The organism is Sphingomonas sp. NPDC079357, assembly GCF_044901155.1.
Taxonomy (GTDB): domain Bacteria; phylum Pseudomonadota; class Alphaproteobacteria; order Sphingomonadales; family Sphingomonadaceae; genus Sphingomonas.
Genome location: NZ_JBJDOM010000001.1, coordinates 1,778,636 through 1,804,237, shown reverse-complemented (window position 1 = coordinate 1,804,237; position 25,602 = coordinate 1,778,636). Strand labels below are relative to the sequence as shown.

Annotated in this window: 28 protein-coding genes, 1 tRNA gene and 1 riboswitch; of the genes, 13 read left to right on the top strand and 16 right to left on the bottom strand. The window is 67.4% G+C overall.

Features of this window, described 5'->3' with window-relative positions; genetic code table 11:
- Positions 1–819, bottom strand: a complete 819-nt coding sequence (locus tag ACI2JO_RS08470) for an inositol monophosphatase family protein (protein WP_404720205.1) — start codon at positions 817–819, stop codon at positions 1–3.
- A gap of 44 nt (positions 820–863) precedes the next feature.
- Here ACI2JO_RS08470 and ACI2JO_RS08465 point away from each other — a divergent pair, with 44 nt between their 5' ends.
- The 6 genes from ACI2JO_RS08465 to thiC all read left to right on the top strand — a co-directional run bounded on the left by ACI2JO_RS08465 (position 864) and on the right by thiC (position 7,512).
- Positions 864–1,736 carry a sterol desaturase family protein gene (locus ACI2JO_RS08465; RefSeq protein ID WP_404720204.1) on the top strand — a complete coding sequence of 291 codons (873 nt, stop codon included), beginning with the start codon at positions 864–866 and terminating at the stop codon, positions 1,734–1,736.
- Positions 1,705–2,025, top strand: a complete 321-nt coding sequence (locus tag ACI2JO_RS08460) for a DUF2141 domain-containing protein (RefSeq protein ID WP_404720203.1) — start codon at positions 1,705–1,707, stop codon at positions 2,023–2,025. Before ACI2JO_RS08465 ends, ACI2JO_RS08460 begins: the two co-directional genes overlap by 32 nt.
- 63 nt (positions 2,026–2,088) lie before the next feature.
- Positions 2,089–2,970, top strand: coding sequence for a MipA/OmpV family protein (locus tag ACI2JO_RS08455; protein ID WP_404720202.1), 882 nt, complete (start codon positions 2,089–2,091; stop codon positions 2,968–2,970).
- A gap of 281 nt (positions 2,971–3,251) precedes the next feature.
- Complete coding sequence (locus tag ACI2JO_RS08450; protein ID WP_404720201.1) at positions 3,252–4,304, top strand: ferritin-like domain-containing protein; 1,053 nt, start codon at positions 3,252–3,254, stop codon at positions 4,302–4,304.
- Positions 4,305–4,367: 63 nt separating this feature from the next.
- Complete coding sequence (locus tag ACI2JO_RS08445) at positions 4,368–5,423, top strand: ferritin-like domain-containing protein (protein ID WP_404720200.1); 1,056 nt, start codon at positions 4,368–4,370, stop codon at positions 5,421–5,423.
- A 90-nt stretch (positions 5,424–5,513) separates the two neighbouring features.
- Positions 5,514–5,624, top strand: a riboswitch (TPP riboswitch).
- A gap of 40 nt (positions 5,625–5,664) precedes the next feature.
- The gene (gene thiC / locus ACI2JO_RS08440; RefSeq protein WP_404720199.1) at positions 5,665–7,512 is read left to right on the top strand and encodes a phosphomethylpyrimidine synthase ThiC; all 1,848 of its coding nucleotides are present in this window, start codon (positions 5,665–5,667) and stop codon (positions 7,510–7,512) included.
- Between the two features lie 90 nt (positions 7,513–7,602).
- Here thiC and ACI2JO_RS08435 read toward each other — a convergent pair whose 3' ends face one another.
- The 4 genes from ACI2JO_RS08435 to crtY form a co-directional block, all read right to left on the bottom strand.
- Positions 7,603–7,779 (bottom strand): type II toxin-antitoxin system YoeB family toxin, encoded by a 177-nt coding sequence (locus ACI2JO_RS08435; protein WP_404720359.1) that lies wholly within the window; start codon positions 7,777–7,779, stop codon positions 7,603–7,605.
- A gap of 158 nt (positions 7,780–7,937) precedes the next feature.
- Entirely contained in the window at positions 7,938–8,132 is a 195-nt protein-coding gene (locus tag ACI2JO_RS08430; protein ID WP_404720198.1) for a type II toxin-antitoxin system Phd/YefM family antitoxin, read from the bottom strand.
- Between the two features lie 11 nt (positions 8,133–8,143).
- Positions 8,144–9,619 carry a phytoene desaturase gene (locus ACI2JO_RS08425; protein WP_404720197.1) on the bottom strand — a complete coding sequence of 492 codons (1,476 nt, stop codon included), beginning with the start codon at positions 9,617–9,619 and terminating at the stop codon, positions 8,144–8,146.
- Positions 9,616–10,773: a lycopene beta-cyclase CrtY gene (gene crtY / locus ACI2JO_RS08420; protein ID WP_404720196.1), complete on the bottom strand. Its 1,158-nt coding sequence runs from the start codon at positions 10,771–10,773 to the stop codon at positions 9,616–9,618. Before crtY ends, ACI2JO_RS08425 begins: the two co-directional genes overlap by 4 nt.
- Positions 10,774–10,885: 112 nt before the next feature.
- Between crtY and ACI2JO_RS08415 the strand changes: the two genes are divergently transcribed.
- The 3 genes from ACI2JO_RS08415 to ACI2JO_RS08405 all read left to right on the top strand — a co-directional run bounded on the left by ACI2JO_RS08415 (position 10,886) and on the right by ACI2JO_RS08405 (position 13,381).
- Positions 10,886–11,419, top strand: coding sequence for a peroxiredoxin (locus ACI2JO_RS08415; protein WP_404720195.1), 534 nt, complete (start codon positions 10,886–10,888; stop codon positions 11,417–11,419).
- Between the two features lie 77 nt (positions 11,420–11,496).
- A complete protein-coding gene (locus tag ACI2JO_RS08410; RefSeq protein WP_404720194.1) occupies positions 11,497–12,546 on the top strand; it encodes a GGDEF domain-containing protein in 1,050 nt (349 codons plus the stop codon).
- A 427-nt stretch (positions 12,547–12,973) separates the two neighbouring features.
- Positions 12,974–13,381, top strand: a complete 408-nt coding sequence (locus ACI2JO_RS08405; RefSeq protein WP_404720193.1) for a DUF1810 domain-containing protein — start codon at positions 12,974–12,976, stop codon at positions 13,379–13,381.
- Here the strand turns inward: ACI2JO_RS08405 and ACI2JO_RS08400 are convergent.
- From ACI2JO_RS08400 to ACI2JO_RS08370, 7 genes are all read right to left on the bottom strand, one after another.
- Positions 13,378–15,051: an ATP-binding protein gene (locus ACI2JO_RS08400; RefSeq protein WP_404720192.1), complete on the bottom strand. Its 1,674-nt coding sequence runs from the start codon at positions 15,049–15,051 to the stop codon at positions 13,378–13,380. The genes ACI2JO_RS08405 and ACI2JO_RS08400 overlap by 4 nt on opposite strands.
- Before the next feature lie 72 nt (positions 15,052–15,123).
- Complete coding sequence (locus ACI2JO_RS08395; RefSeq protein WP_404720358.1) at positions 15,124–15,840, bottom strand: TIGR02186 family protein; 717 nt, start codon at positions 15,838–15,840, stop codon at positions 15,124–15,126.
- A gap of 35 nt (positions 15,841–15,875) precedes the next feature.
- On the bottom strand, positions 15,876–16,790 hold the full coding sequence (locus ACI2JO_RS08390; RefSeq protein WP_341208058.1) for a sulfite exporter TauE/SafE family protein: 915 nt from the start codon (positions 16,788–16,790) through the stop codon (positions 15,876–15,878).
- Between the two features lie 40 nt (positions 16,791–16,830).
- Positions 16,831–17,451 (bottom strand): hypothetical protein, encoded by a 621-nt coding sequence (locus ACI2JO_RS08385; RefSeq protein WP_404720191.1) that lies wholly within the window; start codon positions 17,449–17,451, stop codon positions 16,831–16,833.
- 383 nt (positions 17,452–17,834) lie between these two features.
- A complete protein-coding gene (locus ACI2JO_RS08380; RefSeq protein WP_404720190.1) occupies positions 17,835–19,196 on the bottom strand; it encodes a glycosyl transferase family protein in 1,362 nt (453 codons plus the stop codon).
- Between the two features lie 224 nt (positions 19,197–19,420).
- Positions 19,421–19,966, bottom strand: a complete 546-nt coding sequence (locus ACI2JO_RS08375; RefSeq protein WP_404720189.1) for an RcnB family protein — start codon at positions 19,964–19,966, stop codon at positions 19,421–19,423.
- 117 nt (positions 19,967–20,083) lie between these two features.
- The gene (locus tag ACI2JO_RS08370; protein ID WP_404720188.1) at positions 20,084–20,551 is read right to left on the bottom strand and encodes an outer membrane protein assembly factor BamE; all 468 of its coding nucleotides are present in this window, start codon (positions 20,549–20,551) and stop codon (positions 20,084–20,086) included.
- A gap of 168 nt (positions 20,552–20,719) precedes the next feature.
- On the opposite strand from ACI2JO_RS08370, the gene ACI2JO_RS08365 reads away from it, so the two are divergent.
- Together ACI2JO_RS08365 and ACI2JO_RS08360 are read left to right on the top strand one after the other, a co-directional pair.
- A complete protein-coding gene (locus ACI2JO_RS08365) occupies positions 20,720–21,181 on the top strand; it encodes a ubiquinol-cytochrome C chaperone family protein (RefSeq protein ID WP_404720187.1) in 462 nt (153 codons plus the stop codon).
- Positions 21,178–21,720 carry a YceD family protein gene (locus ACI2JO_RS08360; RefSeq protein ID WP_404720186.1) on the top strand — a complete coding sequence of 181 codons (543 nt, stop codon included), beginning with the start codon at positions 21,178–21,180 and terminating at the stop codon, positions 21,718–21,720. The genes ACI2JO_RS08365 and ACI2JO_RS08360 overlap by 4 nt, the downstream gene beginning before the upstream one ends.
- On the opposite strand, the gene ACI2JO_RS08355 is transcribed toward ACI2JO_RS08360, so the two are convergent.
- The 4 genes from ACI2JO_RS08355 to ftsE are packed head-to-tail and all read right to left on the bottom strand — an operon-like array spanning position 21,714 to position 24,503.
- Positions 21,714–22,397 (bottom strand): lysophospholipid acyltransferase family protein, encoded by a 684-nt coding sequence (locus tag ACI2JO_RS08355; RefSeq protein WP_404720185.1) that lies wholly within the window; start codon positions 22,395–22,397, stop codon positions 21,714–21,716. The genes ACI2JO_RS08360 and ACI2JO_RS08355 overlap by 7 nt on opposite strands.
- On the bottom strand, positions 22,394–22,930 hold the full coding sequence (locus ACI2JO_RS08350; RefSeq protein WP_404720184.1) for a YdcF family protein: 537 nt from the start codon (positions 22,928–22,930) through the stop codon (positions 22,394–22,396). Before ACI2JO_RS08350 ends, ACI2JO_RS08355 begins: the two co-directional genes overlap by 4 nt.
- Positions 22,927–23,799 carry a cell division protein FtsX gene (locus tag ACI2JO_RS08345; RefSeq protein WP_404720183.1) on the bottom strand — a complete coding sequence of 291 codons (873 nt, stop codon included), beginning with the start codon at positions 23,797–23,799 and terminating at the stop codon, positions 22,927–22,929. Before ACI2JO_RS08345 ends, ACI2JO_RS08350 begins: the two co-directional genes overlap by 4 nt.
- Positions 23,796–24,503 carry a cell division ATP-binding protein FtsE gene (gene ftsE, locus ACI2JO_RS08340; RefSeq protein ID WP_404720182.1) on the bottom strand — a complete coding sequence of 236 codons (708 nt, stop codon included), beginning with the start codon at positions 24,501–24,503 and terminating at the stop codon, positions 23,796–23,798. Before ftsE ends, ACI2JO_RS08345 begins: the two co-directional genes overlap by 4 nt.
- 115 nt (positions 24,504–24,618) lie before the next feature.
- On the opposite strand from ftsE, the gene ACI2JO_RS08335 reads away from it, so the two are divergent.
- Positions 24,619–25,389 (top strand): MJ0042-type zinc finger domain-containing protein, encoded by a 771-nt coding sequence (locus ACI2JO_RS08335; RefSeq protein ID WP_404720181.1) that lies wholly within the window; start codon positions 24,619–24,621, stop codon positions 25,387–25,389.
- Positions 25,390–25,481: 92 nt separating this feature from the next.
- Positions 25,482–25,568 (top strand) — tRNA-Leu (locus ACI2JO_RS08330).
- Positions 25,569–25,602 lie beyond the last annotated feature (34 nt).

The window sequence follows — 25,602 nt, the reverse complement described above, 5'->3', positions numbered from 1 at the left end:
TCAATGCTCGTGATGCCCATGCCCCGCCACGTTGCGCAGCGCTTCCAGCACCTCGTCGGTCCGCGCCGGGTCGCCGATCGCCAGCACATGCCCGGCGCTGTCGGCGGTCAACGGATCGCCGTTCCAGTCGCACATCCGCCCGCCCGCGCCCTCGACGATCGGGGCCAGCGCGGCGAAGTCGTACAGCTTCAGCCCGGACTCGCACACGATGTCGAGGAACCCGCTCGCCAGCAGGCCGTAGTTATAGCAGTCACCGCCATAGACCGGCCCCTGCCGCGGCGCCCCGCCGCTCGCCGCGGTCACCAGCGCCATGAAGTGCGGCACGTCGGCCTCCTCGAACAGATGCGGGCTGGTCGTCGCGACGATCGCCCCCTCCAGCGCCGCGCACGACCGCGTCCGCACCGGCGCGTCGTTGAGCAGGGTCGGACGTCCGGTAACGCCCGTCCAGCGCTCGCGCTGCACCGGCTGGTCGATGATCCCGAGCACCGGCCAGCCATCCTCGACCAGCGCGATCAGCGTTCCGAAGATCGCGCGCCCGGCGGTGAAGCTGCGCGTGCCGTCGATTGGGTCGAGCACCCATTGCCGCCCCGTGACGCCGTCCTTCACGCCATGTTCCTCGCCGACCACACCATCGCCGGGGCATTCGGCGTCGAGCAGCCGGCGCATCGCCTCCTCCGCCTCGCGGTCGGCACGCGTCACCGGAGAGCGATCCTCCTTCAGCTCCAGCCCGGCCGGCTGACGGAAATAGGGGCGGATCACCGCGCCGGCGGCGTCGGCGAGGCGGTGGGCGAGGGCGATGTCAGCGGGGCGTACAGGCATGGCCCTGCCTATCGCGCCCGGTGACGATGCGCTAGAAGCCGCTTATGTCCGCCACGATCGCTATCCTGCTGTCGGCGCTGGCGATGAGCGTCATCGTCGGGGTGCGCTATCTCGCCGCCAGCGCCGGCTTCGCCCTCGCGACGCGGCTCAGGCATCCGCGCCTATATGCCGGGCTCGATCCACAGATCCGGCGCGAAATCCTGTGGAGCCTCGCCTCCGCGGGCATCTATGGCGTGCCCGCCGGCATTATCGCCTGGGGCTGGCAGAACCGCGGTTGGACGCGAATCTACGCCGACGTCCATGCCTGGCCGTTATGGTATCTGCCGGTATCGGTGCTGCTGTACCTGATCGCGCACGATACGTGGTTCTACTGGACGCATCGCTGGATGCACCGTCCGCGCGTGTTCAAGCTCGCGCATGCCGTGCATCACGCCAGCCGCCCGCCGACCGCCTGGGCGGCGATGGCCTTCCATCCGATCGAGGCGTTGAGCGGCGCTGTGGCCATTCCGCTACTGGTCTTCGTGATTCCGATCCATGTCACCGCACTGGGGGTGGTACTGACGGTCATGACGATTATGGGGGTGACCAACCATATGGGCTGGGAAATGTTCCCGCGCTTCATGTGGGGGGGACGGGTGGGCCGCTGGCTGATTACCGCCAGCCATCACCAACGGCACCATGAACGGTACGGATGCAATTATGGTCTATACTTCCGCTTCTGGGATCGGCTCTGTGGCACCGACGACGGGCTCGGCGACTTCACGCGCATCCACGCGCAAGCGGCTCGCCGCGGCGGGGCTGGCGATGCTGGCGGTGCCGCTGATCGGCGCGGCGCCGGTGGGCTCGCTGCAGGTGGACATCGACCATCTGCGCTCGGCGAAGGGAATGCTGCGGCTGTGCCTGACCGCCGATCCTGACAACTTCCCCAATTGCGTCGACGACCAGCATGCGGTGTCGCGTTCGGTGCCCGCCGGGCAGACCAGCGTCCGCTTTCCCGCTTTGCCGCGCGGCGACTATGCGGTGGCGGTGATCCACGACGAAAACAGCAACCGGAAGCTGGATACGTTCGCAGGCATCCCGAAGGAAGGCTTCGGCTTCTCGCGCAATCCCGCGATCCGCTTCGGCCCGCCGCGCTTCTCGGCGGCACGCTTCTCGCTGACCACTGATGCCGAAGAGCAACAGATTCGCATGCGCTACATGCTCTGACCGGCAACACGGGAGCAAAATTCCCCGCGAACGGTTGGGCGCGCAGATCGAAGGGGAATTTACGTGCACGTCAACCGTTCCGCCGTCCACTCACTGCTCGCCGCCGCGCTCGCCTGCCTCGCCATGCCGGCGCTGGCGCAGAGCGCATCGGTCCCGGCGGAGCCGAATCCGACGCCAGACCCGGCGCTGGTCGGTGATACGGCGACGGTGGCGGTCGCAGCGGCCTATCTCCCCGATTACGAAGGCTCGGACCATTATCGCATCGTCCCCGGCCCGGCGGCGATCGGTTCGTTCCACAATTTCGCGTTTCAGGTGATCGGCAACCGCGCCTCGATCGACCTGGTCCCGAACCCTTCCGGGCCGCGCTGGGACGTACAGGCGGGCCCGGTCGGCGTCATCAACTTCAACCGCACCAACAACAAGGCGATCGATGACCGCCGCGTCCGCGCGCTGGGTGAGCGCGGCACCGCGGTCGAGCTTGGCGGCTATGTCGGGCTGGGCAAGACCGGCGTGCTCACCAGCCCCTATGACAAGCTGTCCGCCTCGCTCAGCTACCGTCACGATGTCAGCGGCGTTCACGACAGCGGCATCTGGTCGCCCTCGGTCAATTACTTCACGCCGCTCAGCCTGAAGGCGGGTGTCGGCCTGTTCGCCTCCGCCGAGCGTGTCGGCCGCGGCTACGCGCGCACCTATTTCGACGTCGACGCCGCGCAGTCGCTGGCGAGCGGGCTGCCGCAATACAGCACGCGTGGCGGATGGAAGCATTGGACCGTCGGCATGGCCGGCACCTATTCGCTGACCGGGAACCTGCTGAAAGGCTGGAAAGCGATCGGCGGCGTTACCTACAAGAAGATGCTCAACGACTTCGGCGATACCCCGGTGGTGTCGATTGCGGGTTCGCGGAGTCAGTGGCTGGCCGCGCTGGGCGTTGGATATACGTTTTAAGTCGCAGGACGGCCTTGCGCGTGCCGGGCAAGGGCTCATCCAAGACCGGCCGCCGGGGCCCCGTCCGACCGACGACGCGGCCGCGCCGCGGCGTGATTCCGACCGCGAAACCCCGAGGGCTCGCTTCCAACCCCGGCAGGCAGAAGTGGGCTTTCGGATCACGTCAGGGGTGACGGCGACATCAAAAAACCGAATCCCGTCTTTGCCCCCCGCGCGCTGCTGGCCTATCACGCGCATCAACGCCGCGTACTGGCGCGAGTAATAGAAGGGACGAGCCTGCCATGACCGATAGCGAGCAGCTGATCGAGACGCTCGACGCGCGCGTGCGTCGCCGCGATTCGCGTCGCGCCTTCTTCACCGGCGCGATGGGTGCCGCGGCCGCCGCCGCAACGCTGTCGGGCGCCGCACAGGCACAGACCGCGACGCCAACGCCCTCGCCTTCGCCCTCACCTACCCCAACCTCGACCTTTACCGAGGTCGACGTGCTCAACTTCGCGCTGAACCTCGAATATCTCGAGGCGAATTACTACGCTTTCGCCGTCACCGGCAGCGGGCTCGCCGCTGCCGACATCAGCGGCGCGATCGGCACCGCGGGCACGGCCACCGGCGGGCGCGCGGTCGGGTTCAAGGACCCGATCGTCCAGCAATATGCGCAGGAAATCTATCAGGACGAGCTGGCGCACGTCCGCTTCCTGCGCGCGCAATTCACCACGTCGTCGCTCGTCGCGCAGCCTGCGATCGATCTCGGCACCAGCGTGTCGGGCGCGTTCAGCACCGCTGCGCGGCGCGCCGGGCTGGTGGCCGATGGTGTGGCATTCGACCCCTATGCCTCGGACGAGGCGTTCCTGCTCGGGGCGTATCTGTTCGAGGACGTCGGCGTCACCGCCTACAAGGGCGCGGCACCCGCCCTCATCAACAGCAAGATCTATCTGGAGGCCGCCGCCGGCATCCTCGCGGTCGAGGCGTATCACGCCGCGATCATCCGCTCGGTCCTGTATCGCAAGGGGCTTCAGACGCCCTCGCTCCAGCTCATCGAGGCGACCACCGCGATCTCCCGGGTACGCGACACGCTGGATGGCAATCCGACCGAGGATCTGGTGCGCGGCATCGGCCCGGTCGACGACAGCGGGCTGGCGACCGGCACGGTCGTCGACAATGGCACCACGCTCGACGTGTCGAACATCGCGCCGCTCAACACCAACGGCATCGCGTTCAGCCGCACGCCGCTGCAGGTGCTCAACATCGTCTATCTCAACCAGGCGGCGGTAACGAGCGGCGGCTTCTTCCCGGCCGGGGTCAACGGCAACATCAAGACGAGCGCGGCATCGGCCTGACGCGAGACGGTCTCACCGCCTCCCCGCCTTTGCCCCATACGCCCCGCACAAGGGAATGACGCCATGATCAAGGATTCCGTTTTCGCCGCGCTCGAACTCGCCGAGGCCCGCCGGGCCGAGCGCCGCCGCTTCCTCAAGCTGGCCGGCGCCGGCACCGCCGCGGCCGGCGGGCTCGCGCTGCTGTCGGCGTGCGGCAGCGACAACAACAACAGCACCAGCCCGAGCCCGACGCCGACCCCTACGCCGACCGCGACCGGCAGCGTCACCACCGACGTCGCGATCCTGCAGCTGGCGCTCAACCTCGAATATCTCGAGGCGCAATTCTATTCCTTCGCGGCCTTCGGTCGCTCGCTGCCCGAGGCAAGCCTCACCGGCACGGTCGGCACCCGCGGCGCGGTGACGGGCGGGCGCAAGGTCGGCTTCTCCGATCCGATCATCGCCAGCTATGCGCGCGAGATCGCCGCCGACGAACTGGCGCACGTCAACGCGCTACGCGCCGTCATCACCTCGGTGAGCGCCGCGCAGGTCATCAACCAGCCCGCGATCAACATCGACGGCGGAGCCACCGGGGCGTTCAGCGCGGCCGCGCGCGCGGCAGGGATCGCCGATGCCAATGGCGAATTCGATCCCTACCTCAACGACGACACTTTCCTGCTCGCCGCCTATCTGTTCGAGGATGTCGGCGTCACCGCCTACAAGGGCGCTTCGCCGCTGATCAGCAGCGCGATCTATCTGGAGGCGGCGGCGGGCATCCTCGCCGCCGAAGCGTACCATGCCGGGCTGATCCGCGCCGAACTCTACAGGCGTGGCTCGGAAGCGCGGGTGAAGGCGAACAAAATTTCGGACGCACGCGACTCGCTCGACGGCAAGCCGACCGACACCGCCACCGATCGCAAGGATCTCGATCAGGGGATCACCACCACGGTGAACGGTGCGGAGGTGGCCAACATCGTTCCGGCGGACAGCAACGGTATCGCGTTCAGCCGCTCGACGCTGCAGGTTCACAACATCGTCTATCTGACCGACGCGGCCAAGACGTCGGGCGGCTTCTTCCCGGCGGGCACCAACAATTCGATCGAAGCACTGCGCACCAGCGGCGACTTCACCAAGGCAAGCTGATCCGTCTTTCCGATGTTGGCTGGGCCGCGCTCCGCAACTGTCGGAGCGCGGCCTTTTTCGTTGGTGTCGCGGCGTCGGCGTGCGTATACCGACCGTTCCCCGGGGGACCGCCGACGCTGCGGTTGAGAGGAGGGCCGCAGCCCTCGACCCGCTGAACCTGATCCGGCTGACACCGGCGTAGGGAGTGGATGCGGCGTCTCCGGACCACCCTTCCTTCTCCCGCACTAGAGGAGAAGACGTGATGGCCGACATTCCCGCCCGTACCGAAATCGGTGTCACCACCGGCCCGATCCGCGGCAGCCGCAAGGTGCACGTCGGCCCGCTGAACGTCGCGATGCGCGCGATCGATCTCGATCCGTCCTCCGGCGAGCCGCCGCTCAACGTCTACGACACGTCCGGCCCCTACACCGATCCCACGGTTCGCATCGACATCGCCGCCGGCCTGCCCGCGTTGCGTCGTGACTGGATCATGGCGCGTGGCGACGTCGAGGCTTATGACGCGCGCGAACTCCGCCCCGAAGACAATGGCCAGCTCGGCCCGGACCGCTCGGGTGGGGTGCAGCCGTTCCCGAACGTTAACCGCCGCCCGCTGCGTGCCAGGGCCGGCGCGAACGTCAGCCAGATGCATTACGCCCGCCGCGGCATCATCACCCCCGAGATGGAATATGTCGCGACGCGCGAGAATCTCGGCCGCGAGATGCTCAGGGAATATGTCCGCGACGGCGAGAGCTTCGGCGCGGCGATCCCCGATTACGTCACGCCCGAGTTCGTCCGCGACGAGGTCGCGCGCGGCCGGGCGATCATCCCGAACAACATCAACCATCCCGAATCCGAGCCGATGGCGATCGGCCGCAACTTCCTGGTCAAGATCAACGCCAATATCGGCAACAGCGCGGTCGCCTCGAACGTCGCGGCCGAGGTCGACAAGCTGGTCTGGTCGATCCGTTGGGGCGCGGACACGGTCATGGACCTGTCGACCGGGCGCAACATCCACGACACGCGCGAATGGATCATCCGCAACTCGCCGGTGCCGATCGGCACGGTGCCGATCTACCAGGCGCTGGAGAAGGTCGGCGGGATCGCCGAGGAGCTGACGTGGGAGATCTTCCGCGACACGCTGATCGAACAGGCCGAACAGGGCGTCGATTACTTCACGATCCACGCCGGCGTCCGCCTGCCCTACGTCCCGCTCACCGCCAAGCGCGTCACCGGGATCGTCTCGCGTGGCGGCTCGATCATGGCGAAATGGTGCCTCTCGCATCACAAGGAGTCGTTCCTCTACGAACGCTTCGACGAGATCACCGAGATCATGAAGGCGTATGACATCGCCTATTCGCTCGGCGACGGCCTGCGCCCCGGCAGCGTCGCCGACGCCAATGACGAGGCGCAGTTCGCCGAGCTGTACACGCTCGGCGAGCTGACCAAGCGCGCCTGGGACCAGGACGTGCAGGTGATGATCGAGGGCCCCGGCCATGTGCCGATGCACAAGATCAAGCAGAACATGGAAAAGCAGCTCGAGGCGTGCGGCGAGGCGCCCTTCTACACGCTCGGGCCGCTCACCACCGATATCGCGCCGGGCTATGACCATATCACGTCGGGCATCGGCGCGGCGATGATCGGTTGGTACGGCACCGCGATGCTCTGCTACGTCACGCCCAAGGAGCATCTTGGGCTGCCCGACCGCGACGACGTGAAGGTCGGCGTGGTGACCTACAAGCTCGCCGCGCACGCCGCCGATCTGGCGAAGGGCCACCCCGCCGCCAAGCTCCGCGACGACGCGCTGAGCCGCGCCCGCTTCGAGTTCCGCTGGCGCGACCAGTTCAACCTGTCGCTCGATCCCGACACGGCGGAATCGTACCACGATCAGACCCTGCCGGCGGAAGGCGCGAAGACCGCGCATTTCTGCTCGATGTGCGGGCCGAAGTTCTGCTCGATGAAGATCACGCAGGAAGTGAGGGACTTTGCGGCGAAGCAGAACGCCCCGGTCGAGACGTTCGTCGCGGCGGAAGACGCCGAGGCCGGGATGGCGGCGATGAGCGAGCGGTTCCGGGAGAAGGGTAGCGAGGTTTACCTGCCGACGGCGGAGTAATTCCTCGGCTCCTTCGGATGACCGAGATCAGACAGGCTACAGGAGTCCGGCGGTCAGAGCGCCGGCTTCAATAATGATACCGGCACTGTGCTATCTGCAACACCTGCTCCCCGCCGCTTCCCGCCACCCGCTACACCAGGCGATGCTCCTGGCTGATCCAGCACGACCCCAGCCTGACAGATTCCCTCCAAGCGGCTCCGGCTTCCCCGTTCCCTTGAACGGATGCCGACGACATTCCTCGACCAACGCATTGACCTTGGCGAACAGCTTGGCGTCGTGAGCATGTAAATCGACATATTTGGCCCACGAGCGGGACGAGAACTGCGCGTTCGCGGGCGAATCAGCTCATCCTCCTCGCCGCCGCCGGCCTTCATCTCGGCGATGCTCTCCAGCAGGCGCTTCGCACTGCCGGGCGAGCGCAACAGCTACAGCGTCTCCTCGATCGGCGCCCAATGCTTGCCGAAATCCAGCACCGCCCCTTCGCCCCGCTCGCGGGTGATCGCCAACGGCGCGCGGTCGGCAACGACCTTGTCGATCATCGCGTTCAAGTTCGCGCTGGCTTCGGAATAGCTGACGGCGTTCACGTCCAGGAAACTGGACAGCGGTCCGCCGAGACTCAACGCGCCTTGCGTTACGCCCCCAGCATCAACGCCGCCGTCGCCTTCGCACTCCCGACCACGCCCGGGATCCCCGCCCCCGGGTGCGTTCCTGCGCCCACGAAGAACAGATTCGGGATCGCATCATCCCGGTTATGCACCCGGAAATACGCGCTCTGCGTCAGGATCGGCTCCAGCGAGAAGGCGCTGCCCAGATGCGCGTTCAGGTCGTGCGCGAAGTCGGTCGGCGCATAGCTGAACTTCGTCACGATCCGGTCGTGGATGCCGGGGATCAGCCGCCGCCCGACCTCGTCGAGGATGCGCTTCTCCAGGATCGGCTTCACCGTCTCCCAATCGCCCGTATACTTGCCGAGATGCGGCACCGGCGCCAGCGCGTAGAAGGTCGAATCTCCCTCCGGCGCCAGCGACGGATCGGTGACGGTCGGGTGGTGCAGGTACAGCGAAAAGTCTTCGCTGAGCATCCCGTGTTCGTAAATGTCGTCGAGCAGCCCCTTATAGCGCGGCCCGAACAGGATCATGTGGTGCGGGATGCCCGGCCACGTCCCCTTCACCCCGAAATGCACCACGAACAGCGACGGCGAGTAGCGCTTGCGCTCCAGCCGCGCCGCCGTCCGCCGTGCCGCACCCGATTCGGGCAGCAGGTCGCGATAGACGTGCATGATGTCGGCATTGGCGGCGACCATGTCGACCGGCTCGCGCCAGCCGCTGGCGGTCTCCACCGCGGTCACGCGGTCGCCGAGCGTCTCGATCTTCGTCACCGGGTCCGACAGCCGCAGCGTGCCGCCCAGCCGCTCGAACAGCGCGACCATGCCGGCGACCAGCCGGTTGGTCCCGCCGCGCGCGAACCAGACACCGCCGTCGCGCTCCAGCTTGTGGATCAGCGCATAAATCGCGCTGGTGGTCATCGGATTGCCGCCGACCAAAAGCGTGTGGAAAGACAGCGCCTGCCGTAGCCGCTCGTCCTGCACGTACTTCGACACGATCGAATAGACCGAACGCCACGCCTGATATTTGGCCAGCGCCGGCGCCGCCTTCACCATCGACGCGAAGTCGAGGAAGGCAACGGTGCCGAGCTTCTCATAGCCTTCGTGGTACACGCCCGCGGCATATTCGAGGAACTGGCCGTAGCCGGCGACATCCGCCGGGTTCAGCTTCGCGATCTCGGCGCGCAGCACGGTATCGTCGTTGGTATAGTCGAAATTGGTCCCGTCGGGCCAGTTGAGCCGGTAGAACGGCTGCACCGGATCGAGCGTCACGTCGTCGGCCAGCTTCTGCCCCGACAGCGCCCACAATTCCTCCAGACACGCCGGATCGGTGATGACGGTCGGCCCGGCGTCGAAAGTGAATCCCTCCTGCTGCCAGTAATAGGCGCGGCCACCGGGCTTGTCCCGCGATTCGACGATCGTCGTCGCCACCCCCGCCGATTGGAGCCGGATCGCGAGCGCCAGCCCGCCGAAGCCTGCGCCGACCACTACTGCACGGCGGGTCATGCGCGGCCTCCCAGCGCCGCGATCGCGCGGCCGACCGGCACCGGCGGCTTGCCGCTCAGCACCCGCAATTTGTCGAGCCCGGTCGAGCGCGCGGCATAGAAGCGCGCGACCAGTTCGGGCGACAGGCGATAGAAACGCTCCAGCACGCGATAGCGCTGGTCGGGGTCGGCGGCCTTGAACAGCATCAGATCCAGCATCCGGTAGAAACCTCGTTGCCGCCACGAACGCGCGGCGTGGCGAAAAGTCAGCTCGTGGAGCGCCTTGCCCGAAAGATCGCGCTGATTGGCGATCAGCACCGCGATCCGCGCGGCATCGGGCAGTGAATAGCCGGTGGTCGGGTGGAACAGTCCCGCCCGTACCCCCGCTTTGGCGACCTTCGCGCCGGTCGACTGCCAATAAGCGTCGAAGTCGCCGCCGCTCACCACCGGCAAGACGCCGCGTTCGCGGTGGATCACCTCGGCCTGCCACCCCTTCCCGCGCGCATAATCGTCGACCCGCGTGGCGATCGTCGCCGCGTCGAGCACCGGCGAATCGCTATAATAGGTATCCTCGACCAGCAAGGTGTCGGGGGTAAACGGCAGCAGATAGACGAAGCGATAGCCGTCGAGCTGCGCAACCGTCGCATCCATTACCACCGGGCGCGTCACCCCGTGCCCGCCCGCGACACGCAGCTCATGCCCGACGAACTTCTGCCACCCGCCGTCCAGCAACGACGTGTCGCCGACGCCGCGCGCATCGATGACACCCAAAGCGCTCAGCCGATCGCCGTCCGCCAGCACCACCGCGGTCGCGCTGCACGCCAGCACCGACCGCCCGGTCATCAACGCGCGTCGCGGCAGGATCTTGCGCACCTGCGCGTCGAGCATGGCGGAGCGGACGGTATAATAGGGCTGCGCCAGCGTCCGAACATGGCCGGGGAACTGCACGTCATAGTCGGGCCAACCATGCGCCACCAGCGGCGCGACCAGCGCTTGCTCGGGGCCGTGCAGATCCGCGCCGAAGAACGACCAGAAATGATTCCCACCGATCGTCTCGCCCGCCTCGACCAGCCGCACGTCCATTGCCGGATGTCGCGCCTGCACCGCCAGCGCGATCAGCGCGCCGGACAGGCCGCCGCCGACGATCGCGAGGTCGCATTTGTGGGTGGCGGGCATGACGCTTGCGCTATCCTATTGCCGTGCGTTGCGGAAGCCCGACGCAGGCTGGCGGAACCGGCGGGCGATGATATGGCTTGTGGATCAACTTCCTCCTGCCGGAGTCGTCCCGATGCGCCGTCTGCTCGCTGCCGTTACTGCCCTGACCCTCGCCGCCCCCGCCGCCGCGACGCTCGCGCCCGGCGCGAAGGCGCCCGACTTCTCCACCCGCGGCGCGATCGCCGGCAAGGTGGTGCCGGTGCGCCTGTCCGAACAGCTCAAGCGCGGACCGGTGGTGCTGTATTTCTTCCCCGCCGCCTTCACCGGCGGCTGCAATGCCGAAGCGCGCGCCTTCGCCGAGAAAGTCGATGCGTTCCGCGCCGCCGGCGCGACCGTCATTGGCATGTCGGCCGACAACGTCCCCGATCTGCAGCGCTTCTCGTCCAGCGAATGCGCTGGCAAGTTCGCGGTCGCCAGCGCCGGACCGAAGGTCGTCGCGGGCTATGACGTCGCGCTTGGCCGCGAGGTCAAGGGGCGGCAGGTCACCAGCCGCACCAGCTACGTGATCGGACGTGACGGTCGCATCGCATCGGTCTGGTCGGACATGAACCCGGCGGAGCATGTCACCCGCTCGCTCGACGCGGTGCACAAGCTCACAGGCCGTTGAAAGCGCCGGTTATCATATCTTAGCAGTTGCCGCTTAAATCTTGGCTCCCGAGATTCGGGGGCAAGATGGGGCGGATGATGGCGAGCAAGGCGGTCGATATCGGGCAGGCGAACGGGGGAGATCGCCTGTTCGCCCGTATCGGCGCGTTTCTCGCCGCGCACCGCCTCAGCCCCGATCCGGCGCACTACGCCTTTGCCTATGAGGTGGTCGCCAATGCCACCGGGCTTGTCGCCCGGCGCGTCGCCGAACTGACCGATGGCGGCGTGCGCCTGACCAGCCAGGACATCGAAAGCCTGGGTGGCACCAGCATCGCCGGCGCGCCGATCGACACCGCGGACGAAGATACGGCGATGAGCGGCGACGTCGATACGCAGCAGGCGCTGCTCGAACGGATGATGTTCCAGCTCGAGGGTTTCGGCGATGCGATGCGCGTCGTCCATGCCGAGGCCAACGACTTTGGCCGTGACCTGCAACGCTCTGCCGACACGATGCGCGACATGGGTGCGGAGGCAGGGATCGAAGCGATCACGCAGCTTACCGCCGACATGATCGGGCGTGTCCAGCTCGCCGAGTCGAAGCTCGATTCCGCCCTGCGGGAGACCGAGGAACTGCGCACCGCGCTCGACGAGGCGCGTGGTTCCGCACGCACCGATCCACTCACCGACCTTCCGAACCGGCGTGCCTTCGACGAGACGTTCGCCTCACTCCACCGCGACACCCCTGTGACGGTCGCGATCTGTGACATCGATCACTTCAAGCGGGTGAACGACAATTTCGGCCACGCGGTCGGCGATCGGGTGATCCGCATGGTCGCGCAGACGCTGGCCAGCGAAAAGGGCATGATGGTCGCCCGCTATGGCGGCGAGGAATTTGCGCTGCTGTTCGAGAATGTGCGGCTCGACGACGCCGCGCAGATCATCGAGCGCGTCCGCCGCACCATTTCCGAACGTCGCCCGCGCGTGCGGGAAACCGGCGAATCGATCGGCACCGTGTCCTTTTCGGCCGGGGTCGCGGAGGGCCGCGTAGGTGAGGGACGCGCCGCCCTGATGGCGCGCGCCGATGCCGCGCTCTACCGCGCCAAGGATCAGGGACGGGCCCGGACGATCACCTCGGACTCCGCGCCGTAAACTGGCAAATTCCGCCGAAGCGGGCTGGCAATCCGCGCCAACCGCGCCGGCAATCGTCGGCACTCCCCTCGGAGAACGCATTTGGCACGGGTTCTGCAATGACCTTGGCATCGGCCGGATCGACCGGCCGCTGACCAGGGAGTTCCTACCATGACCATCCGTTTCACCGCGCTTCGCCAGTCGCTGCTGTCGGTCGCCGCCGCCTTCGCCGTCGCCGCCGTGATGATCAGCGCCGCCGTCCCCGTCACCCCGATCGCCTGAGCGGAGCGCGTGCCGATGACCAACTATCCGACGCTCGCTCGCTCGCTCTTGCTCGGCGCCGCCAGCTTCGCCACCACCGCCGTGCTGCTCTACGTCGACGCCGTCACCGCCGTGGTCATCTGACCGCGGCGGGGGACCGCCGGGCCCGCCCGGGCGTTGGCGCTGCATGGACCTCGATCGCTTCGTCTCTGCGCAGGAGACACAATATGACACCGCGCTCGCCGAACTGACGCACGGCACCAAGCAGAGCCACTGGATGTGGTTCATCTTCCCGCAGATCGCCGGACTTGGCCACAGCGCCACTGCGCGCCATTTCGCGATCCGCGATCTTGCCGAGGCTCGCGCCTATATCGCCCATCCATTACTCGGCCCGCGCTATCTGGCTTGCGTCGCGGCGCTCGACCGCCATCGGGGCCGGTCGGCGGAGGCGATCATGGGCGGGATCGACGCGGTGAAGCTCCGCTCGTCGCTGACGCTGTTCGACCGCGCCGGCGCGCCGCACGCGGTCGGCGAGACGCTGCACGCCTTCTTCGACACGCCCGATCAAGCGACCTTGCGCCTGCTCGAGGGTTAACGCCCCTGCGCGCGCCAGCGCTGGACGGTGCGCGCGATCATCGCTTCCTCGCCGCCCGCCTCGCGCCACAGCGCGGAGAAGACCGGATCGTCCGACGCCGGCCGCCGGCCCTCCTCCAGCGTGTCGAACGCGACGCGGATCGGGATCGCGACGCCCTCCCCGCAGACAATCGCCTCGCGGTTGCGCAACGCCGGCAGCGCGTCGAGGAAGCCGCGCGCGCCTTCCGGCATCGCAGCGCGGACGAACGCCTGGTCACGATCGTTGTTGAGTCGCATGGCGATGATTGTGCCGCACTGCGACAGCACGCCCTCCGACAAATCGGACGGTCGCTGCGTCACCAGCCCGAGCGCGACCCCGTATTTTCGCCCCTCCTTTGCTACCCGCCCGAGGATTCGCGCCACCGAACCGCGCGCTGCCGGATCGGCGGGAACGTAGCGGTGCGCCTCCTCGCAGACGAGCAGGATCGGCCGCTGCGGCTCGCCGCGCGACCAGATTGCGAAGTCAAAGACCATCCGCGCCAGCACTGCGACCACCACCGAGGTGATCTCGTTGGGCACGCCCGACACGTCGATGATCGAAATTGGCCGCCCGTCGCCTGGCAAACGGAAGATTCGCTGCACGAACGCCGCCATCGTATCGCCGACCAGCATCCCGGAGAACATGAAGCCATAGCGCGGATCAGCACGCACCTCGTCGATCTTGTTCTTCAGCCGCAGATACGGTGAAGTATCCCCCGCCCGATCCATCTTGCCCATTTCCTGCTGCAAGATCTGCATCAGGTCGCTCAGAAGGTACGGGATCGGCGCATCGACGGTCAGCTTGGATATCTCCTGCCCCGCCCGGCTCCTGGCCTTGGCGGCGAGCAGACATTTGGCGAGGATGTCCGCGTCAGCCTGCCGCACCGGCCCGGTCGAGGTGACGAACACTTCGCAATGTTCCTCGAAGTTCATCAGCCAGTACGGCATCTGAAGATTGGACACGTCGAACAGCGCGCCCGCCTCGCCAAACGCCGCGCCATATTCGCCGTGCGGGTCGATCATCACAATGTGTCCCTGCGGCGCAAGCGTGCAGATGCGGTGGAGGATCAGCGCGGCGGCGGTCGACTTGCCGGTGCCGGTCGAGCCGAGCAGCGCGAAATGCTTGCCGAGCATCGCGTCGACGTACAGCGAGGCGCGCACGTCGCGGCTGGGATGAACGGTGCCGACCTCGATCGCCGCCCGTCCGCTGGCGGCATAGATCTCGCGAAGCTCGTGCCCATCAACCGCGAACGCCTGCGCGCCCGGGATCGGGTAGCTCGTCACCCCGCGCCGGAACCGGAGCATCCGTCCCGTCAGCCGCTCCTCGTCACCTTCGCCGAGGAAATCGACCTCGGCGATCACCGCCTCGTCGCGTTCGTCGGCCAGCCGCAGCGCGCGCGTCGTCGCGATCAGCCAGATCGTGCCGACCCGCACCTTCACCTGCCCGCCGACCTGCCCCGCCATCGCCAGCACGGGATCACGATGCGTGCGCAGGGCGTCGAGCGCCGCCCGATCGAGCAACAGCTCGCCGCGACCACCCTCGATCTGACGGACATGCCCGATCGCGGCCGCGGACCCGGCCGCAGACCCCGCCCCGGAGAAAGCGGCAGCGATTGCGGTGTCGAAGGCGTGCGAGCCAGGGATGTCGTTCATAGAAGAGAGCGCTTCCAGGGCTTTGGAAGCGCTCGACTTAGCGCCCGTTTCGTAAAGATCGGGTGGATGCGCTCAACGACGCGCGAACCGCCCTGCCCCCCAGCCCAGCGCGACCGACAGCAGCACCGCCGCGCCGCCGTACAGCCATTCGTGGCGATCGGCCGCCTGCGCGACAAACCGCTCGAACCCCTTCTTGCGAATGTCGATATCGCGCACCGCCACCGCCAGCACACGCCCGTCACGCACCAGGAACGTCTCGGCGGTGAAACGTCCGACCGGCACTCGCGCCGGGATCGACACGCGCGCGCGGTACAGAACACCGTCGCTGATCTCGACCGCGCGCGCCGCTTCGTAGAACAACCCGGTGCGGACGCGTTGCTCGACCAGCCCACGCGTGAAACGATCCTGCACGTCGGAGGGTGCGGCGGAGGCGGGCGACAATTGCAGGCTGTCGAGTCCAAGTTCATAGATTGCGCGCGTCCGCGCATCGACCAGCTCGCCGAGCGGCCGCGACGAGGCGACCGCGTAGAAGGATGGTGCCGAACGATACCGCAGCCGCCCGGCATTGACCCAGATCCCGGCGACCTTCTCCTTCTCGCGGATCACGATCGACTGGGTCGGCCCCTTCACCACCACCACGACATCAGCGCCTCTGGTGTCGGTCGGCGGGGGCCCGCCGGGATAGATGATCGCCCCGAACAACAGCAGCTCGGCCCCGGAAAAGCTGTAGGCGATGTCGATCTCGCGCTGCGAGACATCGGGCACCAGCAGCGGCTTGGCCTGCGCCATCAGCAGCGGGGCGGCGGCGAGCAGCAGCGCGGCCCTCACGACAGTTCGACCGTGTAGATCTCGTCGGGCCGCCATCCCAGCCCCAGCGCGATCCGCCCCGCCACCAGCAGCACCATCAGCGCCAGCGCGAGCCGCAGATATTCGGGCCGCGCCTTCGCCGCGAAGCGCGCGCCGACCTGCGCGCCGACGACCGAGCCGATCAGCAACAGCCCCGCCAGCACGATATCGACCGCCTTGGTGGTGGTCGCGTGCACCAGCGTGGCGGCGGCGGTGACGAACAGGATTTGGAACAGGCTGGTCCCCACCACAACCGCCGTCGACATGCCGAGCAGGTAGATCATCGCTGGCACCAGCACGAACCCACCGCCCACGCCGAGCAGGATGGTGAGGATACCGGTGAAAAAGCCGAGCAGCAGCGGCGCGAGTGGCGAGATGTACAGCCCGGAGGCATAAAAACGCGTGCGGAACGGCAGGCTCGCGACCAGCGGATGATGGCGCCGTCGCCGCGCTGGCGCACTCCGCCGCCCCTTGGCGATCAGGATCGCGTCGACCGCTTCCTTGAGCATCATCAGCCCGATCGAGCCGAGCAGCAGCACATAGGTGATCGCGATCGTCGTATCGATCTGCCCCCATTGCTGGAGCAGCCGGAACAGCCACGCGCCGAACAGCGAGCCGAGCACGCCGCCGATCACCAGCACCGTTCCCATACGCGTATCGACCCCGCCGCGCCGGAAATGCGCGAACACGCCCGACACGCTCGCGCCGGTCACCTGGCTTGCGGCGGAGGCGGCGGCGACGGTTGGGGGGATGCCGTAAACGATCAGCAGCGGCGTGGTCAGAAACCCGCCGCCGACCCCGAACATCCCCGACAGCAGCCCGACGCCCGCGCCGAGCGCGATCATCACCAGTGCGTTCACCGACAGGTTCGCGATCGGCAGATAGATGTCCATGACGGGTCGAACCGCTAGCCGGTTCGCCGGCACGATGCCATCAATAGTCGGTGCCGATCGACAGCGCCGGGCCCGAGCCTGGTCGCGCGTTGCCGACGATCCGCTGGCGCCACTCCAGTGCGACACGCAAGCGCAGCGCGCGACCGAGTGGTAATTCGATCATCGCCGCCGGCCCGACATCCAGCCGTTGCGCCTCCCGCTGCGCGCCGCCCCACACGCCTACCCCGAGCGAGAGCCGCGTGCGCCCTGCCACCGCGGCGACCGGACGCATGATGCGCACCTCGCCATCGGCATAAGCGTCGACCTCACGCCGCAACACCGCGCCCGCCTGAGCATAGGCGTCCAGCCGGAAATCGGCGGGGAGTCGCACGTCGCTCACGCCGCTGACCAGCCCGAGCGCCGGGCCGCCGCGCTGGTTTGCGAGACCGAAGCGCCGTTCGGCGACGACTCGGACGGGCGCCGAGGTTGGTCGCCATTCGATACCGAGCGCGGCTTCCTGTTGGCGGACATCGAGTGCCGCCGCCACCCGCGTGACGATCGCCACGCGTCCGCGCCGATCCAGCGCACGCACGATGCGAACACCCGCTTGCGAGCCGCCGAGTTGCGGCGTTGCGAGCGCGCCGCCCGCCCCAGCGCCACGCACGATCGCCCAACCGCTCACCGACCAGCGGCGTGGAGAGGACGCCGATGCCGGGGGGATCGTCAGAAATGGTTTTTCCAGAATTGCAGGCGGCTGTTCCGGCTGCGACGTCGAGCGTGTGGCAGGGGATGTCGGGAACACCCCGCCCGTCGACACGGTCTCGACAGGCCCCGGGCGCGATGCCGAGACTTGGCGCCGCGTAAGTGGCCGGGGCGGTGCTACGACCGAGGCCCAAGACGTCGACAGGCTCTTTACCCCGCGTGGCTCGTCCATGCCGGCCACTCGACGAACAGTCTTGCGGAGAGCACGCTGCGTTGGCGGTTCGGGCCATAATTGCCAGACACGCAGCCCAATCCACGCCCCGAGCACCAGCACCATAAAGCGCAGCGGACGTCCGGTGCCGCTCACGATCCGCTCGGGAGTTGCGTCGGGAAACGATGCGCGGTCTTGTCCCAGCGCGGGGTCGTCCCGAATAAAGTCGCGATATAGCGGGTCAGCGCACGGCGAGCGGCGAGCATCGCGATGTAATTGGCGACCAACGCGCGCGGGAGCGACCAGAGGCCCTCACGCCAGCCATGTTCGGCCGCCGTGTGCATCGCACGCGCGCCCAGCCGCCAGCACAACAGCCCGGTATTGAGCATCAACAATATTCGTAGACCGGGGCCGAACGGGGTCGCCACGCTATGCGTCACGGCATGGCTCAGCCACGAGAGCCCCCAACCAACCAGCGCAAGGTAGCCGGCGAGCAGCGCCGTGACCGACAGCAGCCCGCGCCGGTCACGCATCCGCATCCAATATTCGGCGCCGTGCCGCCGCGGCCCCCAGCCGGTACGATCCCACCCTGACAGCGCGATTCCGGCGACCCAGCGTGACTTTTGCCGAACCGCCGTGTTGATTGTGTCCGGAAAGTAGGCACGGGTGGCAATAAGTCGGCCCCCCGCGCACGCACGCCAGCGTACAAATCGCGCACGCAGCCCCAACGCTGCGACGCGCAGCCCGAGTTCGTAATCCTCGGTGAGACTCTTTGGCTCGAATGGCGCGCCGCTACCATGGTCGAGACGATCGAGTGCATCGCGCCGGATCGCGCACCCGACGCCGGCCAGCGGCACCCCAGCGCCAATCGCTGACCGCACCGTTAGATCGCGACGATGCGACTCGGCGAACTCGTCGGCGTAATGACCCGAAATCATCCGCCGTCGCGTATCGATCAACGGGACGACCGGCAGCTGCACCAGCGCGGCATCTCGAAGATGGTCATCGAATATGCGAAGCTCGAGCGGGTCGACGACATCCTCCGCATCGTGGAGCACGACCGCTGCGGTGGTCAGTCCCGATGCCACTTCATCGGCAAGTAGCGCGCGCCAGAGCTGGTTGAGACAGTCCGCCTTGGTCGTCGGGCCATCGTGCGCGCCGATCACCACCCGCACACGCGGATCGGCGACCGCCACCGCTGCGGCGGCAGCTATCGTACCGGGATCATTGGGATAGCACCCGATGTAGAGGCGGTAATCGGGGTGATCGTAGCGCGCGAGCGTCGCTCGCAGCATCGCGCCGATCACCTCCTGCTCGTCCCACGCGGGCACGAACACGGCGAGCGGCAACGGTGGTGCGGCGGGTACAGCGGATCGAACCGGATCGGGTTGGCGAAACCGCCACCACATCAGATCCATGATGATGTCGTCGATCCCGCCAAGCAGGATCATGACCGCAGCGAATAGCGCCAGCTCCGCCACCGCGCGATCGCAAAGCCCCAGCACGCCGATCATCGCGTGTTTCGATCCATGCCGCCTGCCCCCAGACCGCCGCATCGATGGCAAGACTGTGGCAGAAAAGCAACGCCGTTGAAGAAGCGTCGACGCTCCACGAACCGAATGGTAAATCGCGCGTTGCCGATCCGGTCCCCTTTCCCCCTTTCGGGACCGGTGCCGACCCAAGCCGGTACCGGCCGCGCCGTCGCGTTACTGGCGGCGCGGCCGAAACCGGTCGGAGGTCAGGAGTAGAAGCCTCGCACGACGTCGAGGACGACGCCGCGGCGCGGATCAACCAGCAGAGCGTCGTCATAATGCCGCACCCAGCGCGCCCGCGCCGGCGCTGCGGGCAAACGGTAGCGCCACGGATCGGCGATCACATAGCGCGTGCCGAAATAGCTTGGCGCGATCCGACCACCGGGTCGAAACGCCTGGTAACGGAACGGTGCCTGCCAGCCACCACGCGCGTACAGGTCGCGATGCCCCGCACGCCAGCGCTGCATGTCGGCACGCCATTCACGACGGTCGCGCTGCCACTGACGCTGCTGGCGAAGGTCTTGGCGATCCTCGCGAAATTCACGACGCGCGTCACGCAGATCGGCGCGCTGCGCTCGAGCATCGCGCCAGTCGCCCCGTGCACGCGCGCGGTCAAGCTGACGCTGTTCGTGACGGATGTCCTGTCGATCGTGGCGCAGTTCGGCGCGTGATTGCGCGGTCGCCGCGGTAGACACGACCACGCCCGACAGCGCAGTCGCGGCGAGCAAAGCGGCGGTGACAAGGTGACGCATCTTATCCTCCATGACGACGGTGCGGCCCGTGCCGCACCGTTGCAAATGGAGATGACGCCCTCACGCTGAACCGGCCGCGAATACCTGTGTCAGCAAAGTGACAGGATTGTCTGAGCGTTACTGCCCGTTACGCCCGGTTGGCCCGGCCCCGCCCGGCGCGCCAGCGGCACCGACCGCGCCGATATTGCCGAACAGGTCCTGGAAGAAGCCACGCTCGCGACCCAGCGTCGGCGTGGTCTTGCCATAAGGCTTCAAGCTGACGACCTGCTCGACCCCCGACTTCCGGATCGCGCTCACGTTCCCCGCCTGATCGAAGCTGATCTGCAAGGTCAGCTGTTCCTTGGGGCGCGGCGCGTTGAACGCGTAATTGCGGCTGTCGCGCGCAAGATAATACCAGTCGCCCTGGTTGAACTGGCTGGCGAAGCTGGGCGTGCCGAGCGTGGCAAGCACCGACTGGCGGTTGTCCACACCCGGCTGGATCGCATTCACCAGATCGGCGTCGACGATATAGCCCTGATGCGAGCGAAGCGGAGCACAGCCCGCGGCAAGAACGCCGGCCAGGGCGAGGAAGATCAGCGGGCGCATCGATACTCCGGTCACAGGCGCGCGTGGACTTTGCGGCCGTCCGCCTCAATATGCCCAGCGGCGCGGCGAAACAAGCGCGTGCCCGCAACGGATCGCGTGGAACGGTAAAGGGATGATGTGGTGGGCTGGTTGACGAAGCTGCTGGAACGACGCGACCGCGATGCCGCGATGCCGCTGTACGATGTGGTGATCGCCCGCGCACGCGCGCCGCATTGGTACCTGAATGGCGCGGTGCCCGACACGCTTGATGGTCGGTTTGACATGGTCGCGGCAGTGTTGGCGATGGTACTGCTGAGGCTGGAAGACGATCCCCATGGCGCAGAGCCGATCGCCCGGCTTACCGAGCGCTTCGTCGATGATATGGACGCCCAGGTTCGCCAGATCGGTTTCGGCGACATGGTCGTCGGCAAGCATGTGGGTAAGATGATGGGGATGCTGGGTGGGCGCCTGGGCGCCTATCGCGACGGGCTGGTGGATGGCGGGCTCGACGCCGCGCTCGTTCGCAACCTGTACCGTGGCGCCGCTCCGAGACCGACGGCGGTCGCGCATGTGCGCACCGAATTGATCGCGCTACGCACGTCCCTTGCCGACGTGCCGCTGCAGCACCTGATGGAAGGACGATGGGCATGACGACGGAATTTTCGCGGGTCGAGCGGCTCGATACGATCGGCGGCGAAGAGCGTCAGGTGACGATCGAGGCCGATGCCCAGGAACGAGTTGCGCTCGCTCGGCGATTTGGGCTGGTGTCGCTCGACCGGTTGACCGCGAACTTCGCGATACGGCGCGAGGCGGCGGCGGTGATCGCGCATGGCCATGTCAGCGCGTTGGCGGTGCAAAGCTGTACCGTGACCGGTGCCCCTCTTCCCGCCAGCGTCGAGGAAGATGTCGCGTTGCGCTTCGTCGAGCCTGCGTCAGCGATCGGCGGTGACGAGGAGATCGAGCTTTTCGGTGACGCGCTCGACACCATCGAGATCGAGGGTGGCGGCGTCGATCTGGGCGAAGCGGCGGCAGAGACGATGGCGCTCGCGCTTGATCCGTTCCCGCGCAGCCCCGACGCCGCTGCCGTACTGAAACAGGCCGGCGTGATCAGTGAGGAAGAGGCCGGCGCGTTCGGCGCGCTGGCGGGGCTGAAGGCCAGGCTGGAGGGAAAGCCAAACCCTGCTCAGTGATTCAGCACGTTGATTGCGGCATGAACGCGCGCCTCGGCCTCGGCGCGCGGTAGCCCGGCCGGAATGGGATCGCCGATCCGGATCGTGACGATCCCGGGCCGCTTGGCACCTTTCTTGGGCAGCAGTCGTCCGCTGTCGAGAGCGATTGGTACCACTGGCAGCGCCAGCGCCTTGTAAAGCCCGGCAAAGCCCGAGCGGAGCGGTGGCGACTCGCCGTGCGGCACGCGCGTCCCCTCGGCGTAGACCACCACCGACCGCCCGGTTGTGCGCACCGCGGCGGCTTCCCTCATCATCGCACGCAGCGCCTTGGCCGACGCCTCGCGATCGACGACGATCGCGCCATATTGCACCGCCGACCAGCCCCATAGCGGGATGCGCATCAACTCGCGCTTGAGCACCATGGCCGGTGAGCCGAGGATCAGTTGCAGCTCCAGCGTCTCGTACATCGCCTCGTGCTTGGCCACGTAGAGGAATTGTCCGACCGGCACCTCCCCTTCGACGCGCGCCCGGATGCCAAGGATGAGGCGCAGCAGCACACGGTGCAGCCGCGACCAGCGATCGGCATGCCTGATGAGCACGCGCTGCCCGAACAGCGCCACGACCGGCGTCGTCACCACGATCGGTACCGACAATGTATAGAAGATCGCGCGAAAGACGATCGTGCGCAGCCAGTTCACCGCAGTCGCTCCCCCCACAGCACCAAACGGCGCAGCAGCAGCTTGTTGTATTCGTTAAAGGCCTGCGTCAGCGTCGGCTGCGCGTCCACCCCGTCAACCAGGACCGTGACGCCATCGCCGAGCGCTGGACCCAGTTCCAGCGCCGCCCGCCGCGCATGCCAATTCGACGTCACGAGCCGGATTGATCTATAGCCCCGCGCGCGCACCCAGACGGCTGTTTCCTCGGCATTGCTGCGTGTATCGACCGCCTCGGCACCGAGATCGACGCAGCACGCGATCGTCGCGGCATGCCCGGCGACTCGCGCCAGATCGGCGCGCGTGACGCCCGGCGCCGTGCCGGTCACCAGCATCCGTCGCGCGCGCCCGTGCTCGAGCAGATCGAGCCCGCGCGCGATCCGCCCTGCCGCGCCGGTCGGGACGACGATGCCGTCGGTGCGCAGATCCGGGTCGGCTGGCTGCGGCAGGGCCAGCATGAACAGCGCGAAACCCAGCATCCACAGCAGCAGGACCAATGCGACGACGCGGCGGATCATGCCAGTCGCCCCAGCGCGCGGCGCACCGCGATATAGGCGACAAGGGCCGCCAGCAGCACGAACGCAATCGGCAGCGCCAGAACAATACCCCAGCCCACACGCCCAAGCACCAGGCCGCCCAGAAATTCCGAGCCGATCCCTGCATTTGCCTGACTGAGGAGCACGATCGTTCCACAGGACAGCGGTGTGCCGACCAGCACCGCGAGCGCCGCGTCGCGCGCCATCCGCCGGCAGAACAAGGCGGCGATCTGTCCGTCTGTTGCCCCGAGCCGGTGCATTACCTCGATCACGGTTCCGTGTGCTGCAAGTCCCGCCCGAACCGTCAACAAAATCATGGCGATGCTGGCCGCTATCATCAGCGCGACGATCGTCGCCGCGAGCAGCATCACGTTGCGCAGGAGCGTGTCGGTCCCCGCCAGTGCCGTGCCCTGCGCATCGATCTGCGCCGTGGGATCGATCGGTGCCACGATCCGGCGGATAATAGCGGTCGCATCCGTCGCGGGTGCCACGATAACGTCGATCAGCGCGGGCACGGGAAGGTCTGCGGCGGCTGCGGTGCTCCCCAGCCACGGTCCGAGCAACCGCGCAAGCGTCGCGCGCGGCACCGGCCTTACCTGCACGATCGCAGGTGAACGACGCAGCGCGGCGACCACCTGCGTGGCGAGGCGCTCACGAGTCGCCGCGTCGGGAACGACGATCTGCACCGTCACCTGTCCCGACAGGGCCGTATCCAGCGCGCGGCTGGCATTGGCAGTGGCGATGCCGCCGGCGGTCGCCAGCACCGCCAGGAAGATCATCACCGCGAGCACGCCGGCCATCGTCCAGCCGTCACGCGCGGTATCCAGAAGACGGGCAGTCGCGGCGGTCATGCGCGCTCGCGCCGAGACGAGGCGCGCATTGCGGCGCCCGCTTCGACCAGCCGCCCGGCGGCGATCCGCATCACTCGCGCCGATGGCACCCGCGACAACAAATGCGGATCGTGAGTGGCAACAACCACCGTCGTGCCAAGCTGGTTGAGCGAGGCGAACAGCTGGATCAGTCGATCGGCCATCGCATCGTCGACGTTCCCGGTCGGCTCGTCCGCCAGCAGGATATCGGGGCGGGCGACCACCGCGCGCGCGATCGCGACGCGCTGCTGCTCGCCGCCCGACAAGGTCGCAGGCTTCGCCTCGGCGCGATGCGTTAGTCCGACCCATGCCAGCATCTCGCCCACCGCCTCGCGAACCTCGTCCTCCGGCTGTGCCGCGATCCGCAACGGCAAGGCAATGTTATCAGCGACCGACAGATGAGCGATCAGGCGAAAATCCTGATAAACCATGCCGATCCGCCGCCGCAGTAGCGGCAGTCTCCCTCGCGGCATGGTCACGGCATCGCTGCCGAACAGCCGGATCACGCCGCGGCTGGGACGCTGCGCCAGATGAAGCAACCGCAACAGCGAGGACTTGCCGGCCCCGCTCGCGCCGGTAAGAAAATAAAAGGCGCCTGGCGCGAATGAGCAGGTGACGTCGCAAAGCACCTCCTCGCCGTGGCCATAGCGAAGCCCAACATTTTCGAACTGCACGATCGCCGCCATCGACCGCAGCCTTTGCACACGGTGCCCGGCGGCTTCAAGCATGGCGACTCCCGCTTGCGTTGCGGGGCGCACGCGTGCTTAGATTCGGCTCGTTCGTCCTGCCGGTGCCGCGCCCATGATCCTCGATTGTCCAGAATGTCGCGCCCGCTATCTGGTGCCGGACGACGCGATCGCGCCGCCGGGGCGCACGGTGCGCTGCGCCAATTGCGGACATAGCTGGTATCAGGACGTCAGCTACGCGGACGAGCCCGAGCAAGAGGAGGCACCCGCCGTCATCGCCGAGACCTCTCCCGAGCCCGAGACGAGAAACCAGCCCGGACCAGAGCCGATCCCGGCGATCGCGCCGCCGCCACCGCCGGCAAGCCTGCCATTGCAGACGCCGCCGCCCGCGGCGGTCGAGCCGCCCGAGCCGGCGCGCTACGACGCCTTTGCGCATCGACCGCCGTTTCGCGCGAAGGTGCGTCGCGGTGGCCACATCCGCACCATCGCCAGCATCGCCGCGGGGTTGCTGATGCTGGCGGCGGTGGCGGTGATCCTGTGGACGACAGCGCCGGGGCTCGCACAGCAGATCGGCCTGTCGATCGGGCCGGAGGAATTGCCGCTGCGGATCGCCGACAATCCGATCGAGCGTCGCAAGATGGCGAACGGATCGGAGCTGTTCGCGATCAGCGGGCGAATCACCAACCCGTCCTCAACGCGTCAGCGCGTGCCCGACATCCGCGCCGACCTGCGCGATTCACAGAATCGCATCGTCTTCAGCTGGACGATCACGCCGCAGCAGCGGACGCTGCTGCCCGGCGGCGCGATCGACTTCAATTCGGCGCAGGTGGACGTGCCGGCCAGCTCAAAGCGGCTCGATCTCAGCTTCGTCGGCGAGGCGAACTGAGATCAAGACGATAAAGGGCGTTGCCAGCCCCGATCGGCTTTGCTAGGGGCGCTCGCCTACCAGACGCCGGGTCTGCCCGGTGGACAACACGTGCGGTCGTGGCGGAATTGGTAGACGCGCAACGTTGAGGTCGTTGTGTCCGAAAGGACGTGGAAGTTCGAGTCTTCTCGACCGCACCAGTTTCCCTGACATTTCAGAAGCAAGGCGCCGAAG